This window comes from Flavobacterium sp. H4147 (genome assembly GCF_029360735.1).
Taxonomy (GTDB): Bacteria; Bacteroidota; Bacteroidia; order Flavobacteriales; family Flavobacteriaceae; genus Flavobacterium; species Flavobacterium endoglycinae.
The window spans coordinates 618,524-631,639 of the sequence record NZ_JARKNB010000004.1 but is presented as its reverse complement, the minus strand read 5'-3'; the positions used below and the strand labels follow the sequence as shown (position 1 = coordinate 631,639).

At 33.4% G+C, this 13,116-nt stretch carries 16 protein-coding genes and 1 other RNA gene; 6 read left to right on the top strand and 11 right to left on the bottom strand.

The features are described 5' to 3' along the window. Positions 1–29 precede the first annotated feature (29 nt). The 3 genes from P2W75_RS20125 to P2W75_RS20115 all read left to right on the top strand — a co-directional run bounded on the left by P2W75_RS20125 (position 30) and on the right by P2W75_RS20115 (position 2,376). Positions 30–1,388, top strand: coding sequence for a sensor histidine kinase KdpD (locus P2W75_RS20125; protein ID WP_276381831.1), 1,359 nt, complete (start codon positions 30–32; stop codon positions 1,386–1,388). A gap of 11 nt (positions 1,389–1,399) precedes the next feature. After that, positions 1,400–2,086 (top strand): response regulator transcription factor, encoded by a 687-nt coding sequence (locus P2W75_RS20120; protein WP_276381830.1) that lies wholly within the window; start codon positions 1,400–1,402, stop codon positions 2,084–2,086. Between the two features lie 95 nt (positions 2,087–2,181). Further along, entirely contained in the window at positions 2,182–2,376 is a 195-nt protein-coding gene (locus P2W75_RS20115; RefSeq protein WP_207295492.1) for a hypothetical protein, read from the top strand. A gap of 81 nt (positions 2,377–2,457) precedes the next feature. On the opposite strand, the gene P2W75_RS20110 is transcribed toward P2W75_RS20115, so the two are convergent. Beyond that, entirely contained in the window at positions 2,458–3,705 is a 1,248-nt protein-coding gene (locus tag P2W75_RS20110; RefSeq protein WP_276381829.1) for a cation:dicarboxylate symporter family transporter, read from the bottom strand. A gap of 30 nt (positions 3,706–3,735) precedes the next feature. After that, positions 3,736–4,077, bottom strand: an RNA gene (gene rnpB, locus P2W75_RS20105) — RNase P RNA component class A. A gap of 125 nt (positions 4,078–4,202) precedes the next feature. Between rnpB and P2W75_RS20100 the strand changes: the two genes are divergently transcribed. After that, on the top strand, positions 4,203–4,496 hold the full coding sequence (locus tag P2W75_RS20100; RefSeq protein ID WP_207295491.1) for a hypothetical protein: 294 nt from the start codon (positions 4,203–4,205) through the stop codon (positions 4,494–4,496). 102 nt (positions 4,497–4,598) lie between these two features. Here the strand turns inward: P2W75_RS20100 and P2W75_RS20095 are convergent, their stop codons facing one another. From P2W75_RS20095 to P2W75_RS20075, 5 genes are all read right to left on the bottom strand, one after another. Then, on the bottom strand, positions 4,599–4,970 hold the full coding sequence (locus P2W75_RS20095; RefSeq protein WP_207295490.1) for a LysM peptidoglycan-binding domain-containing protein: 372 nt from the start codon (positions 4,968–4,970) through the stop codon (positions 4,599–4,601). A 7-nt stretch (positions 4,971–4,977) separates the two neighbouring features. Beyond that, complete coding sequence (locus P2W75_RS20090; protein ID WP_207295489.1) at positions 4,978–5,457, bottom strand: BON domain-containing protein; 480 nt, start codon at positions 5,455–5,457, stop codon at positions 4,978–4,980. Positions 5,458–5,594: 137 nt separating this feature from the next. Further along, positions 5,595–5,891: a type II toxin-antitoxin system RelE/ParE family toxin gene (locus P2W75_RS20085; RefSeq protein WP_276381828.1), complete on the bottom strand. Its 297-nt coding sequence runs from the start codon at positions 5,889–5,891 to the stop codon at positions 5,595–5,597. After that, on the bottom strand, positions 5,884–6,135 hold the full coding sequence (locus P2W75_RS20080) for a type II toxin-antitoxin system ParD family antitoxin (RefSeq protein WP_207295487.1): 252 nt from the start codon (positions 6,133–6,135) through the stop codon (positions 5,884–5,886). Before P2W75_RS20080 ends, P2W75_RS20085 begins: the two co-directional genes overlap by 8 nt. A gap of 57 nt (positions 6,136–6,192) precedes the next feature. Further along, positions 6,193–6,612 carry a hypothetical protein gene (locus tag P2W75_RS20075; protein WP_276381827.1) on the bottom strand — a complete coding sequence of 140 codons (420 nt, stop codon included), beginning with the start codon at positions 6,610–6,612 and terminating at the stop codon, positions 6,193–6,195. Positions 6,613–6,884: 272 nt separating this feature from the next. On the opposite strand from P2W75_RS20075, the gene dnaX reads away from it, so the two are divergent. Together dnaX and P2W75_RS20065 are read left to right on the top strand one after the other, a co-directional pair. Beyond that, positions 6,885–7,970: a DNA polymerase III subunit gamma/tau gene (gene dnaX, locus P2W75_RS20070; RefSeq protein ID WP_276381826.1), complete on the top strand. Its 1,086-nt coding sequence runs from the start codon at positions 6,885–6,887 to the stop codon at positions 7,968–7,970. Between the two features lie 257 nt (positions 7,971–8,227). Next, the gene (locus P2W75_RS20065; RefSeq protein WP_207295483.1) at positions 8,228–8,644 is read left to right on the top strand and encodes a DNA polymerase III subunit gamma/tau; all 417 of its coding nucleotides are present in this window, start codon (positions 8,228–8,230) and stop codon (positions 8,642–8,644) included. A 101-nt stretch (positions 8,645–8,745) separates the two neighbouring features. Here P2W75_RS20065 and P2W75_RS20060 read toward each other — a convergent pair whose 3' ends face one another. The 4 genes from P2W75_RS20060 to ppk1 all read right to left on the bottom strand — a co-directional run bounded on the left by P2W75_RS20060 (position 8,746) and on the right by ppk1 (position 13,116). Beyond that, on the bottom strand, positions 8,746–9,324 hold the full coding sequence (locus P2W75_RS20060; RefSeq protein ID WP_207295482.1) for an NAD(P)H-dependent oxidoreductase: 579 nt from the start codon (positions 9,322–9,324) through the stop codon (positions 8,746–8,748). Positions 9,325–9,481: 157 nt separating this feature from the next. Continuing rightward, a complete protein-coding gene (locus P2W75_RS20055) occupies positions 9,482–10,042 on the bottom strand; it encodes a Crp/Fnr family transcriptional regulator (RefSeq protein ID WP_207295481.1) in 561 nt (186 codons plus the stop codon). A gap of 70 nt (positions 10,043–10,112) precedes the next feature. Next, on the bottom strand, positions 10,113–11,003 hold the full coding sequence (locus P2W75_RS20050) for a Ppx/GppA phosphatase family protein (protein ID WP_276381825.1): 891 nt from the start codon (positions 11,001–11,003) through the stop codon (positions 10,113–10,115). A 34-nt stretch (positions 11,004–11,037) separates the two neighbouring features. Beyond that, on the bottom strand, positions 11,038–13,116 hold the full coding sequence (gene ppk1 / locus P2W75_RS20045) for a polyphosphate kinase 1 (protein ID WP_276381824.1): 2,079 nt from the start codon (positions 13,114–13,116) through the stop codon (positions 11,038–11,040).

Sequence of the window (13,116 nt, the reverse complement as noted above, 5' to 3'; positions counted from 1 at the left end):
GTATTTTTGAAACCAAATTTCAAATGAATATGAAACGAAGAATAAATTTATTAATAGCATTTTCGGCAGCTGCACTTATTGTTCTGACTACTGTGCAATGTTATTTGGTAAAAACCGCTTACGATTACAAAGTGGCGCAGTTTCATACGCAGATTAAAAACGAAATTGCACGGATCACGAATAATTATAGTGATATCGATTCGGCGTTGGTTTCTAAAAAAGAGATTTTATACAAAACACTTTCTGAGAATTATTTTCAAGGAAAAAAGACCAAACTGGATCTTAAAAACGGTGTTCTAAAAAACGAATATCAAAGTAGCATAACAGAACAGCTTCGGCGAAAATTCGAAAGGGATTTACCTAGTTTTAAAATTGATTTTGCGATTGTTTTAAACAAATTCATTTTGTACAAAAACACACAAAAAGCAGATACTATTTTTTCTGAAAAACCTTTTATCCAGAATAAATTATACGGAAATCTGGCTTCGTTAAATCATGCTTTTTTGGTTCGAAGTTATGTGGGAACGACAAACGGAACTTTTGAAAATCAAGAGTATAAATTATTGACCGAAGATTCGATGTACGTTTCGGTAATTGATTGGGAAATGATCATTTTAAGACGAATGACTTTTATTCTTATTTTGTCTTTATTGTCTATCGCAACTCTTATAAGTCTTTTTGTAATTGCCATTAAGGCGTTGATTAAACAGAAGAAAGTCAGCGATGTAAAAACAGATTTCATCAATAATATTACACACGAATTGAAAACGCCGCTGGCCACTTTGGGAATTTCAACCAAAATTCTGGAGCAGAAAAACATTCGCGAAAATGATGAAAATTTCAATGCTATTGTCAACACAATTTCGCGCCAGAATAATCGTCTTCAGAATTTGATCGATCAGGTTATGGCCAATTCTCTAGCGGAAAATGAAATCGAACTGAAGAAAGAAAAAATTGAAGCCGAAGATTTTCTGCTTTCTATTGTAAATGATTTTAAACTTGCATTTCCGAAAATTGACATTAAAACCAATTTTAAAACTTCGAATACAATTTTAGTTCTAGATAAATTTCATGTCACAACTGCTTTTTTAAATGTTTTGGAAAATGCTGTGAAATATGGTTCGAATACCATAACTATAACCACAAAAATTATCGAAAAACAATTCTCAATTAGTTTTGAAGATAACGGAATTGGTATCGCTAAAAATAAACAGGCACTGCTTTTTGAGAAGTTTTACCGTGTTGAACAAGGAAATCTTCACAATACCAAAGGTTTAGGATTAGGATTGTATTATGTAGATCAAATTGTAAAAGCGCATCAGGGTTCTGTAAACGTTATCAGCGATTTAGGAAAAGGAGCTCAGTTTACTATTTTATTAAAAGTTTAATTCTCTTTATTTTGAAAAAATTACTTTTAGCCGAAGACGATTTTGATTTTGCGGCCATTTTAAAGCAATATTTAGAACTGCATGAATTCGAAGTAATCTGGGCAGAAAATGGAGAAATAGCGTTAGACTATTTTAAAAAGAAGACTTTTGATATTTGTATTTTTGATGTCATGATGCCCAAATTGGACGGGTTTTCTTTGGCTGAAAAAATAATCACCATCAATCCCGAAATTCCTTTTATTTTTCTAACAGCTAGAAAGTTAAAAGAAGATAAACTTATTGGATTAAAACTTGGTGCCGACGATTATATCGCAAAACCGTTTGAAGTTGATGAACTGGTTTTGCGCCTGCAGAATATACTTAAGAGAATTGAACAAAAGAGAAGTTTAAGCGGAACTCATATAATTGAAATTGGTTCGTATGTTTTTGATAACGAAAGGTTAACACTCAACAATAAAAATCATGTGCAGCAGCTTACCGAAAAAGAAGCGGCTCTTATTGAATATTTATATCTAAACCATAACCAGCTTCTGAAAAGAGATCAAATTTTAATGTCGGTTTGGAAAAAAGACGATTATTTTTCAGGACGAAGCATGGATGTTTTTATCAGCAGACTTCGAAAATATTTCAATTCAGATCCTAAAATCAAGATCGAAAGTGTTCGAAATATTGGTTTGGAATTTAAGATTCAGAAATAACATTCTGCAAATCATATAATTTTCATAAACAATTGTATAACAAGTATTAAAGTTTCTAAATATAAATTTGTTAGAGAACTTTAAATTTTAAAATCATGAACCTAAAAAGATTTTTCGGTGGATTATTGACAATCCTCGGAATTGTAGGACTTATTTATACTGCCGTGATTTTTGCCGGCACATCGGGAGCAACAAGAGATATTAAATCACTAGTTATTTATGGAATACTTGGAATCGTCTTTTTCATGTCAGGCATTAGCTTGGTGAGAACTACAAAAGATGAAGCTTAATAGTTAAGAGGCAAAGGTTCGAAGGTGAAAAGAACTCAAAGAATTTTACTTGGCAGCTTTGAACCTTTGCCATTAAAAAATTTACTCCGAAATAAGTTCAAGATTCAATTCAGTAAAATCTCGTTCTGTTTTTGAAATTATAATGGTTGCGACTGTGTTTCCAATTAAATTGGTAATAGCTCTGGCTTCGCTCATAAATTTGTCAACGCCCAATAAAAAAGCCAATCCTTCAACCGGAATTTTATGCAATGCTGTTAAGGTTGAAGCTAACACAATGAAACCGCTTCCAGTTACTCCTGCCGCACCTTTTGAAGTAATCATTAAAATCCCGATAACGGTTAGGATTTCAAAAAAACTTAAATGCACATCGTATAACTGTGCTAAAAATATAACCGACATTGAAAGGTAAATTGAAGTTCCATCAAGGTCAAATGAATAACCAGTTGGAATCACCAATCCCACAACTGATTTACTACAGCCCATTTTTTCAAGTTTGACCATAATACTGGGCAGTGCAGCTTCTGAAGAAGATGTTCCTAAAACGAGTAACAGTTCTTCTTTAATATATTTTAAAATAGACCAGATACTTATTTTATAATATTTCAAAATACTTCCTAAAACTAGAAAAACAAACAGTGCCATTGTTACGTATACGCATAGCATTAATTTACCAAGCGGAATTAAGGTTGCCAAACCAAATTTACCAATTGTATACGCCATTCCTCCAAAAGCACCTATTGGAGCGAGATACATGACGTATTTTAAACCTGTAAAAACAACATTTGAAAATCGCTCTAAAACCAAAATGGTTTGTTCTCTTTTTTGATAAAAATTTAAGGCAATTCCGCAGACGATTGCAGCTAGTAAAACTTGCAAAGTAAAATTGGATAGGAAGAATTCAATCCACGAGAAATCTTTTGAAGCTCCATTTGTATACTGACTTGCATCTCCAATCGACAATCCTGATTTGTCAATTTTTCCAGGCTGAAATAAATAGGCAATGGCAACACCAATTGCGAGTGCAACCGTCGAAACAACTTCAAAATATCCAAGTGCCTTTACTCCAATTCTACCCACTTTCTTTAAATTTCCCATTCCGGAAATTCCCAAAACAATGGTTAAGAAAATAATTGGACCTATAAAAAGTTTGATTAAATCGATAAACCTTTTACCCAATAATTCCATTTTTACAGCATTTTCAGGAGAAAAATGCCCGAGTAAAATACCGGCAATAATAGCTATTAAAACCCAGAATGTAAGATTTGTGATGATGGTTTTAAAAAGGCTTTTCTTCTTTTTAGGAGAAGAATTGGGAATGGTTATATTCATGAAATGGTTAGTCAGTTCACAAATATAAATAAAAAAAGCAGACCTATAAGCCGGATTCTGTTCTTGCCTCGTTCTGCAACAAGACAATACCTTATCATTTATCTAGATTCAGCATTACTGCTGAACTCAATCTACCTACCCTTCGGCAACGAACGAGAAGCCCTTAAATGCCGATATACTTGGTATTTCACCGCATAGAGTTTACCTGGTTTCACTACAGCATTACCTGTACATACTTTCTGCTGCACTTGTCCTAATCCTCTCGTTCCTAAAAACGAGAGAACCGACGGGCGTTACCCGCTATGCTTCTCTATGGTGTCCGGACTTTCCTCCCTCCCGATGAATCGGGACGACGATAAGGCGGTCTGCGCGGCAAAAGTACAATTTTATCATTTAACTATATTGAATTTAAATTTCCGATTTTATGAAATTTATCATAACTTTTTAATTTTAAAATAGTTATCTTTAAAAATCTATAATTATTAAATTCAGTTATCATGAAAAGAATGTATCATTACGCAACTGTTTCAAAAGCTTTAGATCAATTGAATGAAAAAGGATTTACGTTTGACTTTAATCGAAACTGCGAGCAGATTAAAAAGAATCCTGAGAAATTTGAAATTGTTCATGTGTATCGATACGAAGGGGAATCAGACCCGGCGGATGAGGCAGTTGTATACGGAATTAAATCCACTTCAGGCAAAAAAGGGGTCTATGTTGCCGGCTTTTCAGCAGATTCTGATCTGGAAACAGCTAAGTTTTTATTTGATTTAAGCATTAGGGGAAGATAGTTTTTAAAAATCCAATCCGAAGCTTGAAAATAAAAATCCAAATTCCAATTTGCAGCTGCATAATTGGAATTTGGATTTTTTTTATTGGTATTTGCCAATATATTAGACTGTTGGTATTTTTAATTTCCATCCCGGCTGAATTAAATCAGGATTGGAAATAATATCTTTATTCGCTTCGAAAATATCCTGCCATGAAACTCCGTAAGCTTTTCCAATTTTAGAAAGCGAATCTCCTATTTCAACCGTGTATTCTCTTGAAACATGCTGTGTAACATCGATATTCATAACCACATCTGCTGATCTGAATTCAGGATCTATTTTATTATACGCATTCCACAGTTTTTCTTTATCCGCTGCAGATTCTGCTGTTCCATCGATATACAACACATTGTCTTGTTCCCTTACTTGTAAATTTGTTATTCCTAATTCAGAAGCTAAATCTGTTACTTCTCTGTATTTATCTTGCAAACTCATAACTTGATTATTTTATGATTAGTTTATTATCTACTTTCTTTGGTTTTAATTCTTGTATACTTTGAATTAAAGATTGCAGCTTTTCTTTTTCAATTTCGCCCGAAAGTGTTACCACACCCCCCACGACAGTAGCACTGACTCCGTCATACGATTTTACAACTTTTCCAACTGATTTATCCAGATCGGCATCAGAATTAATAATAACGGCAGCTGCTGCTGGTTCTACATTTGGATCGGGAATCTGGCAGTTGTTTACTACTGTTTTAACGCCTTTAGTAGCTTTTACAGTACGTTCGATATTTTTTTTGAAAGCCTCGTCGTCACAAGCTCCAACGATAGTCGCTACACCTTCATGTACAGTAACTTTAATTTCGGGTGTATCGCTTAATTTTTCACTAATTGTTCTTTCGATATCGGCATCTTTAGGAGCACATGATACTAACGAAATAACAAGTCCCATTCCTAATACGATTGATTTAATTTTCATAATGATTTATTTTAATAATTAATCATCTAAAATTAAACAGATTAGGAGAGATAAAATTACAGGATGGTATTTTAGCTTTTATATTTTTTCCAGTAAAATGAGGTATTTTAACTCAAATTACTAATACAAGTAAAAGCTTAAAGCGTATTTTTTAAATCCATTCTTCCATGGAGGATTCTGATAATTTCAATTTCGTTCTCAGAAATAATGTGATAGAAAAGGATATGTTGATTTGATTTATAGCCTAACAAATTGGGAGTTACTATATCGTATTTTCTACCTAATTCTGGATTATCGGCAATTTCCTGACAGGAACTTAAAAGCAAAAGATAATATTTATCAGCTTGTTTTTTTTCTGACCACTCATCATACGTATAACTCCAAATATCTTCTAAGTCTTCAACTGCTTTGTTGGTTAAATAATATTTAGCCATTAGTATTTCTCTTTGCCTTTAAACTTGCCAGATGTTTTTTAGGATCAAAGTTTTCATTTCTTCCACTCTCAATACCGTCTTTAACAGACTTCTTTAAAACCATCAGCTTATTTTCCTCTTCTTCTAAAAGACGAAGTCCAGCCCTAACAACTTCACTCGCATTTTTGAATCTTCCATCTTTAAGACTATTTTCAATGAAACTTTCAAAGTGATTCCCAAGCGATATTGAGGTATTCTTTCCCATAATACATTTATTTAGCAAATGTAAAGTTACCCATTTTTGGTAATATTTCCTGAAATCTTACTTTATATTTTGAAGCAAATCAAAATAACCTAATAATACATCAGGAATCTCTTTTATGGTTTTCTGATAAGCATCAACATAATAAGTTTCGTTTTCCTGCATTCCGTTTAAAATTCCTTTTTTAGAAGCCTGAATATCTCCTTTTCTAACAATCAGAATTTTATAATACTGATTATCATCTTTTAAGGTAAGCTCGTTGAAATTTGATAACTGAGGATCATTATTGATATTCTGCTGTCCGATATCAGCTCCCAAATAGGCTTCGAACTTCTTAAAATCATAATACGGATTATGATTATCGTAATTTCGATAGGTTTTTCGCTGTCCTTTTTCTAAAATAAAACCTCGGACTTTTTCGAAATCATCTATCGAAAATTGATTGGTTATTTTTAGAAAATTAGTCTGGCTTGATTTCATAGTTTGTAATATGGATTTTGAAAAAACACATAAAACTAAAACGAAAAGAATTGGTTTTAAAGCTTTCATTTACTCTTTATGACATTATTAAATCTAATAATTTGTTTTACGTTTATTTCTTAAAGTAAAAATACAGCTTTCTGTGAATTAAAATAAAAAAGTGTTACTTCCTCACATTCAAACCACTCGAAAAAACAGTCCAATATTTATGATTTTCAGATTTGTGATTTGGTAATTTTCAGCCTATATTTGCTATCGAATAAAAAGAGAATATGGAACAATTTGTAGTATCGGCACGTAAATACCGCCCGCAGACGTTTAAGGATGTCGTGGGACAAAAAGCCATTACAAACACTTTGTTGAACGCTATTGATACCAACCACTTAGCTTCTGCTCTTTTGTTTACTGGACCGCGTGGAGTTGGTAAAACTACCTGCGCTCGTATTCTGGCAAGAAAAATAAATCAGCCAGGATATGACGATCCCACTGAAGATTTCGCTTTTAACGTTTTTGAGTTAGATGCTGCTTCAAACAACTCGGTTGATGATATTCGTAATCTTATCGATCAGGTTCGAATCCCACCACAAACCGGACAATACAAAGTATATATCATTGACGAGGTTCATATGTTGTCTTCGGCCGCTTTTAATGCTTTTCTGAAAACATTAGAAGAACCGCCAAAACATGCTATTTTTATTTTAGCAACAACAGAAAAACACAAAATCCTTCCAACGATTTTATCTCGCTGTCAGATTTTTGATTTCAAAAGAATTACTGTAAAAGATGCCAAAGAACATTTGGCTGATGTTGCAGAAAGTCAAGGAATCAGTTTTGAAGATGATGCTCTGCATATTATCGCTCAAAAAGCGGACGGAGCTATGCGTGATGCTTTGTCTATTTTTGACCGTGTAGTTTCTTATTGCGGAACTAACTTAACACGTCAGGCCGTAACTGAAAACCTAAACGTTTTAGATTACGAAACCTATATCTCGGTTACTGATTTGATTCTGAATGCTAAAATCCCAGATCTTTTGATTGCATACAACGACATTCTTGCCAAAGGGTTTGACGGACATCATTTTATTGCCGGACTGGCTTCTCATTTTAGAGATTTGTTAGTAAGCAAAACGCCTTCGACTATAGCTTTACTTGAAGTTGGAGAACAGGCACAGCAAATGTATGCGGTACAATCTCAGAAATGTTCACAGGAATTTTTACTAAAGGGAATTGACTTAGCAAACGACTGTGATTTAAAATACAAATTGAGCCAAAATCAACGTCTATTAGTTGAGTTATGCTTGATGCAATTGGCCTCTATCAACTTTGATGGAGAAAAAAAAAAGTTGAGCAATTCATAATTCCGCCCGTTTATTTTAAAAACGGCGGCTATTCTATTGTTGAAGTTCAAAACCAGAAACCGAAAGTTGAAAGTTCTGTTACAGCTGAAAATCAAATTACTGAATCTGCTGTAACTGAAAATAAAACCGTAATCCCACCACAAGAACAAGTTGTTGAAACTCCAAAAGTTGAGACTCCAGCAACTCTAAAGACAGAGTTAGATGGAACACCAAAAGTTTCTGCTTTTTCTCTTGCTAGTATTCGCAAGAAAAAAGAAATGGAACAAAACAGTAAATCCTATATCAGACCTTCTTCTGTTTTACCAACTGAACCGTTCAATGAAACTGATATGCTTCTTCATTGGAACAAATATGCCGAACGTTTAGGTCAAAAAGGGTTAAAGATCATGGAATCTATCCTGCTTATCAATGATCCGGTTTTGGATGGAACTAAAATTACTTATGAGCTTCCAAATGAAGGTTCTAAACTTGAATTTGAAAGCCAGATGAATGGATTATTAGGGCATCTAAAAGGTCATTTGCACAATCACGACATTACAATCGAGGTAGTTGTAAACGAAACTATCGAAATGAAAAGAAGCTATAACAATCAAGATCGTTACAATCGTTTCTTAGAAATCAATCCAAACATTGAACTTTTACGAACTACATTTGGATTAGATTTAAAAGATTAATCTCTGCATTAGCAATAAATTTCACGATTTATACAAAATGATAATTTCCTAACCAATAAAGAATTAGCGGAAATTCGGAAAATTTACGGCATTACATTTATTTATTTATTTTGAAGTCCAAAATTGTAGACTTTTTCAAGCCATTTTTTTCTTTGTTCTTCTGTAGAATTTTTAATGATTCCGATATAATTGACCTTTACAGGTTTTATACCACAGAATTCTAGTGTTGATTTCTTTAATTGGTTTACGCTTGGTCTTCCAAAAGCAAATCTATAATACCATCCTGGCTGATCTAAAGTGGTAATGATATGAGCTGTTTTTCCTTTAAGCAACTTATCCCACCAAACGGAATTTTCACGATACTGAAAAGCCATTCCTGGAAGAAACAATCTATCTATAAAACCTTTTGTAATAGCTGGTAGTCCACCCCACCAAACGGGATGAATCCAAACTAAATGATCTGCTTTTTTTATTTTTTCCCAAGATTCTAACAAATCAGGTTCTAATTCGGTTCGTTTTTGATATCCAAATTTTAAATTGGGATTGAAGTGTAAATCTGCAATTGTAATAGTTTCGACTTGAGCACCAGAAGCTAAAGCGCCATTTTTATAAGATTCGGCTATTCCGAAATTGAAACTTTCGGCGTTAGGATGTCCGTTTATAATCAGTATTTTTTTCATATCAATGTTTTTACAAAAATATGATTTGTACGATTTATTTTACTAGACAAATGTCCTATTCGTTTTTTTCGCAGATTTAGCACATAAAGCAGATTCAAAATTGTTAACATTTGCATAGATTTTTAATGCAAACAACGAAGAAGTTTAAGAGAAAAAATTATAAAATAGCTTTACGAATTCGGCTTAAATGTCTTGGTGTAATTCCTAGATAGGAAGCTAAATATTGCAGTGGAATTAACTGTAGGTATTTTTGATGATTCTGATACAATTCTTCGTAACGTTCTGCACCTGATAGTTTTTGAAAAGAAACCATTCTTTTATGGAGATTTACGAATTCTATTTCAGTCAATTTCCGGCCTGTTTCCTGCCAGTTAAATCCAGATTGATACAGTTTTTCTAAACCTTTACGATCTAAAATCTGCAATTCGGTTTCGGCAAGCGCCTGAATATTTTCTTGGGCTTTTTCTTGGGTTATAAAACTGGCAAAAGATGCCATGAATTCATTTTCGAAAGCGAAACAATTGGTAATTTCGTCGCCTTTATGATTGATGAAAAAGGAACGAAGAATTCCCTTTTTTATAAATACAATTTCATTGCAAATCTGATTTTCAGTCAATAAAAGCTCTCCTTTTTTCAAAGTTCGAAACGTAATTAAATCATCTAAGAGATTTAATTCATCGGCAGAAAAATCCTGAATGGACTGGAAAATTGATTTCATTATAAAAATATTCGCCACAAATTCACAAGTGAAAATTTAAAAATAATTCGTGAATTCGTGGCTAAAAAAATTAAATCTTACCGTAATACATTGCTTTTACGATACCATCAGAAAGCCCTATTTTAGGAACATAAATCTGGCGTGCCCCACTCCATTTCATCGCATTAAGATAAATTCTTGTTGCGTGGATAATTACGTCGGCGCGGTCGGAATTTAAACCTAATTCGGAAATTCTCTGCTCGTAAGTCAATGAATTTAAGAAAGCATATTGCGAATTGATATATATGTACGAAAGCGGTTTTTCCTGTTGCTTTCCAGACATTTTAAACAACTTATTGATGTTTCCTCCAGATCCAATAAGAGTAACTTCTTCATAATCTGCAGTATTGGTTTTAATCCATTTTTCGATTTCATCCCAAACTACATCGTGCACCATATTATTCAGCAAACGAACTGTTCCGGCCTTGAAAGATCTTGAATTGATCATTTTACCAGAAGAAAAAAGTGTAAACTCAGTACTTCCACCTCCCACATCTACAAAAAGATACGTTTCATCTGATTTGATTAAGTGATGCAAGTCTGTAGAAGCAATAATTGCAGCTTCTTTTTTACCGTCGATAATCTCTATTTTAATGTCGGCTTTTTTCTTGATCAAAGCCACAACTTCTTTGGCATTATATGCCTCACGCATTGCAGAAGTTGCAAATGCCATATAACGTTCAACTTTGTGTACTTTCATTAAAAGGTTAAATGCTTTCATAGCATCTACCATTCGGTCTATATTTTCAGGAGAAATTTCTCCAACAGTAAAGGCATCCTGTCCCAAACGGATTGGTACACGAACTAACGAACTTTTATTAAACTGCGGTTCTTTACCTTCTTGTTCTACAACATTGGAAATCAGAAGCCTCATGGCATTTGATCCGATATCTATTGCTGCAAACTTCCTAATATTAATCATGCTCACTTTATGATTTTGAAATTGGTTTTAGTTATTAATTTACTTTTTGAGGAACTTCTTCGAGAACCGCTGCCTTATTCTGATAATATTTATAGGTCTCAAATTGTGCTCTAAATGGGGCATGATTGTTTTTTGGCTTATACTTATTATCTAATTTATACGAATGATATCTTACTTTTACATTTCCTTTCCAGGCAAGATTGAAGTTATCAATTAATTCTTTTTTGATTTCAAGATCGTAAATTGGACAGGTAACTTCTACTCTTCCGTCGAGATTTCTGGTCATGAAATCGGCTGACGAAATATAAACTTCGGTTAAACCGGCATTTCCAAAAATGTACACTCTTGAATGTTCTAAATAATTATCGACAATACTTATCGCTTCGATATTTTCACTCATTCCTGGTATTCCCGGAATCAAAGAACAGATTCCTCTTACCTGAAGCTGGATTTTGACACCGGCATTACTTGCTTCGTATAGTTTATCTATCATTTTAAAATCAGACAAACTATTCATTTTTAATTTGATATGTGTTTTTCTTCCTGCCAAAGCGTGAAGAATTTCACGATCTATTAATTTGATGAATTTCGTTCTTGTATAATGAGGTGACACAATCAAATGTTTGTATCTGTGAACTCGGTAATTGATATCGAAAAATTCAAATATTTTTGAAGTATCTTTTAAAATTCCTTGATGGCAGGTTAAAAGCGTAACATCGGTATAAATTTTAGCTGTAGACTCGTTAAAGTTTCCGGTTGAAATAAATCCGTAACGACGGTTTTTTCCATCTTCTAATCTTTCGATCACACATATTTTGCTGTGCACCTTAAGGCCTTTAATTCCAAATATTAGCTCAATACCTTCTGTCTGCATTTGTTCTGCATACGAAATATTTGAAGCTTCGTCGAAACGTGCTTGAAGTTCAATCTGAACCACAACTTTTTTACCATTTTTAGCCGCATTTATTAACGAACTGATAATCTGCGAGTTTTTTGCCAAACGGTATAAGGTAATTTTTATACTGGTTACTTTTGGATCTAAAGCGGCTTCACGCAAAAACTTGGTTAAATATGAAAATGACTGATATGGAGCGTGAACCAAATAATCTTTTTTAGAGATTTTTTCTAAAATACTTCCATCAAGACTTAAGCCGGGAACAGGCATAGGCTCATTTGGTTTGTACAGCAAATCGTAACGTCCAAGATTTGGAAAACTCATATAATCACGGCGGTTGTGATATCTACCTCCGGGAATAATACTGTCGGTTTCAACAATTTTCATTTTATCTAAAAAGAAATGCAGCGTATCTTCTTCAATTTGGCTGTCATAAATAAAACGAACTGGTTCTCCAATTCGACGGTCTTTTACAGATGTCGCAATTTTTTCAAGCATACTTTTACTCAAATCACTATCGATATCCAATTGGGCATCACGAGTAATTTTGATCATGTGTGCCGAAACACTTTTAAAATCAAATATATTAAAGATGCTTTTCAATTTGTAACGAATTACATCATCAATAAGAATGACATATTGTTTTTCATCTTCTGAAGGAAGAACGACAAAACGATTGATATTTTTAGGAATTTCAATTAAAGCATAACGAATTTCGTCATTTGCCAATTCTAAACGAACAGCCAGATATCCTAAAGTATCTTTTAAGACCGGAAAGACAGCAAGATCATTCAAAATGATTGTTACCAGTTCAGGACTCAGCTTCTGCATATAGAAATCCTTTAGGAAACATTCTTGTTTTGGCGTAATTTGTGTTTCGTTAATGATGAAAATATTTTCAGATTCAAGCTCTGATTCAATATTTCCTAAAATACGCAAACTTTCAGATTGCTGCTGAATTACGATTTCGGTAATATCTTTAATTAACTGATGAGCAGAAATACCCCCTAAATATTTTTCTCCAGAAATTCCTGAAAGACTTAATCTTCTAATTGCAGCGTACCGAACTCTAAAAAACTCGTCTAAATTGTTTGAAAAAATTCCAACAAAACGCAGTCTGTCTAAAAGAGGAACGGTATTGTCTGCCGCTTCCTGAAGCACTCTTGCATTAAACGCTAACCAGCTTTTTTCTCTATCGATATATTTCTGTTCGTACAC

What these genes read in the sequence shown, in the direction of transcription:
- P2W75_RS20125 (WP_276381831.1), top strand. Translation starts at nt 30, where the DNA reads ATGAAACGAAGAATAAATTTATTAATAGCATTTTCGGCAGCTGCACTT.
- P2W75_RS20115 (WP_207295492.1), top strand. Translation starts at nt 2,182, where the DNA reads ATGAACCTAAAAAGATTTTTCGGTGGATTATTGACAATCCTCGGAATT.
- P2W75_RS20110 (WP_276381829.1), bottom strand. Translation starts at nt 3,705, where the DNA reads ATGAATATAACCATTCCCAATTCTTCTCCTAAAAAGAAGAAAAGCCTT.
- P2W75_RS20100 (WP_207295491.1), top strand. Translation starts at nt 4,203, where the DNA reads ATGAAAAGAATGTATCATTACGCAACTGTTTCAAAAGCTTTAGATCAA.
- P2W75_RS20095 (WP_207295490.1), bottom strand. Translation starts at nt 4,970, where the DNA reads ATGAGTTTGCAAGATAAATACAGAGAAGTAACAGATTTAGCTTCTGAA.
- P2W75_RS20090 (WP_207295489.1), bottom strand. Translation starts at nt 5,457, where the DNA reads ATGAAAATTAAATCAATCGTATTAGGAATGGGACTTGTTATTTCGTTA.
- P2W75_RS20085 (WP_276381828.1), bottom strand. Translation starts at nt 5,891, where the DNA reads ATGGCTAAATATTATTTAACCAACAAAGCAGTTGAAGACTTAGAAGAT.
- P2W75_RS20080 (WP_207295487.1), bottom strand. Translation starts at nt 6,135, where the DNA reads ATGGGAAAGAATACCTCAATATCGCTTGGGAATCACTTTGAAAGTTTC.
- P2W75_RS20075 (WP_276381827.1), bottom strand. Translation starts at nt 6,612, where the DNA reads ATGAAATCAAGCCAGACTAATTTTCTAAAAATAACCAATCAATTTTCG.
- dnaX (WP_276381826.1), top strand. Translation starts at nt 6,885, where the DNA reads ATGGAACAATTTGTAGTATCGGCACGTAAATACCGCCCGCAGACGTTT.
- P2W75_RS20065 (WP_207295483.1), top strand. Translation starts at nt 8,228, where the DNA reads ATGGAACAAAACAGTAAATCCTATATCAGACCTTCTTCTGTTTTACCA.
- P2W75_RS20060 (WP_207295482.1), bottom strand. Translation starts at nt 9,324, where the DNA reads ATGAAAAAAATACTGATTATAAACGGACATCCTAACGCCGAAAGTTTC.
- P2W75_RS20055 (WP_207295481.1), bottom strand. Translation starts at nt 10,042, where the DNA reads ATGAAATCAATTTTCCAGTCCATTCAGGATTTTTCTGCCGATGAATTA.
- P2W75_RS20050 (WP_276381825.1), bottom strand. Translation starts at nt 11,003, where the DNA reads ATGATTAATATTAGGAAGTTTGCAGCAATAGATATCGGATCAAATGCC.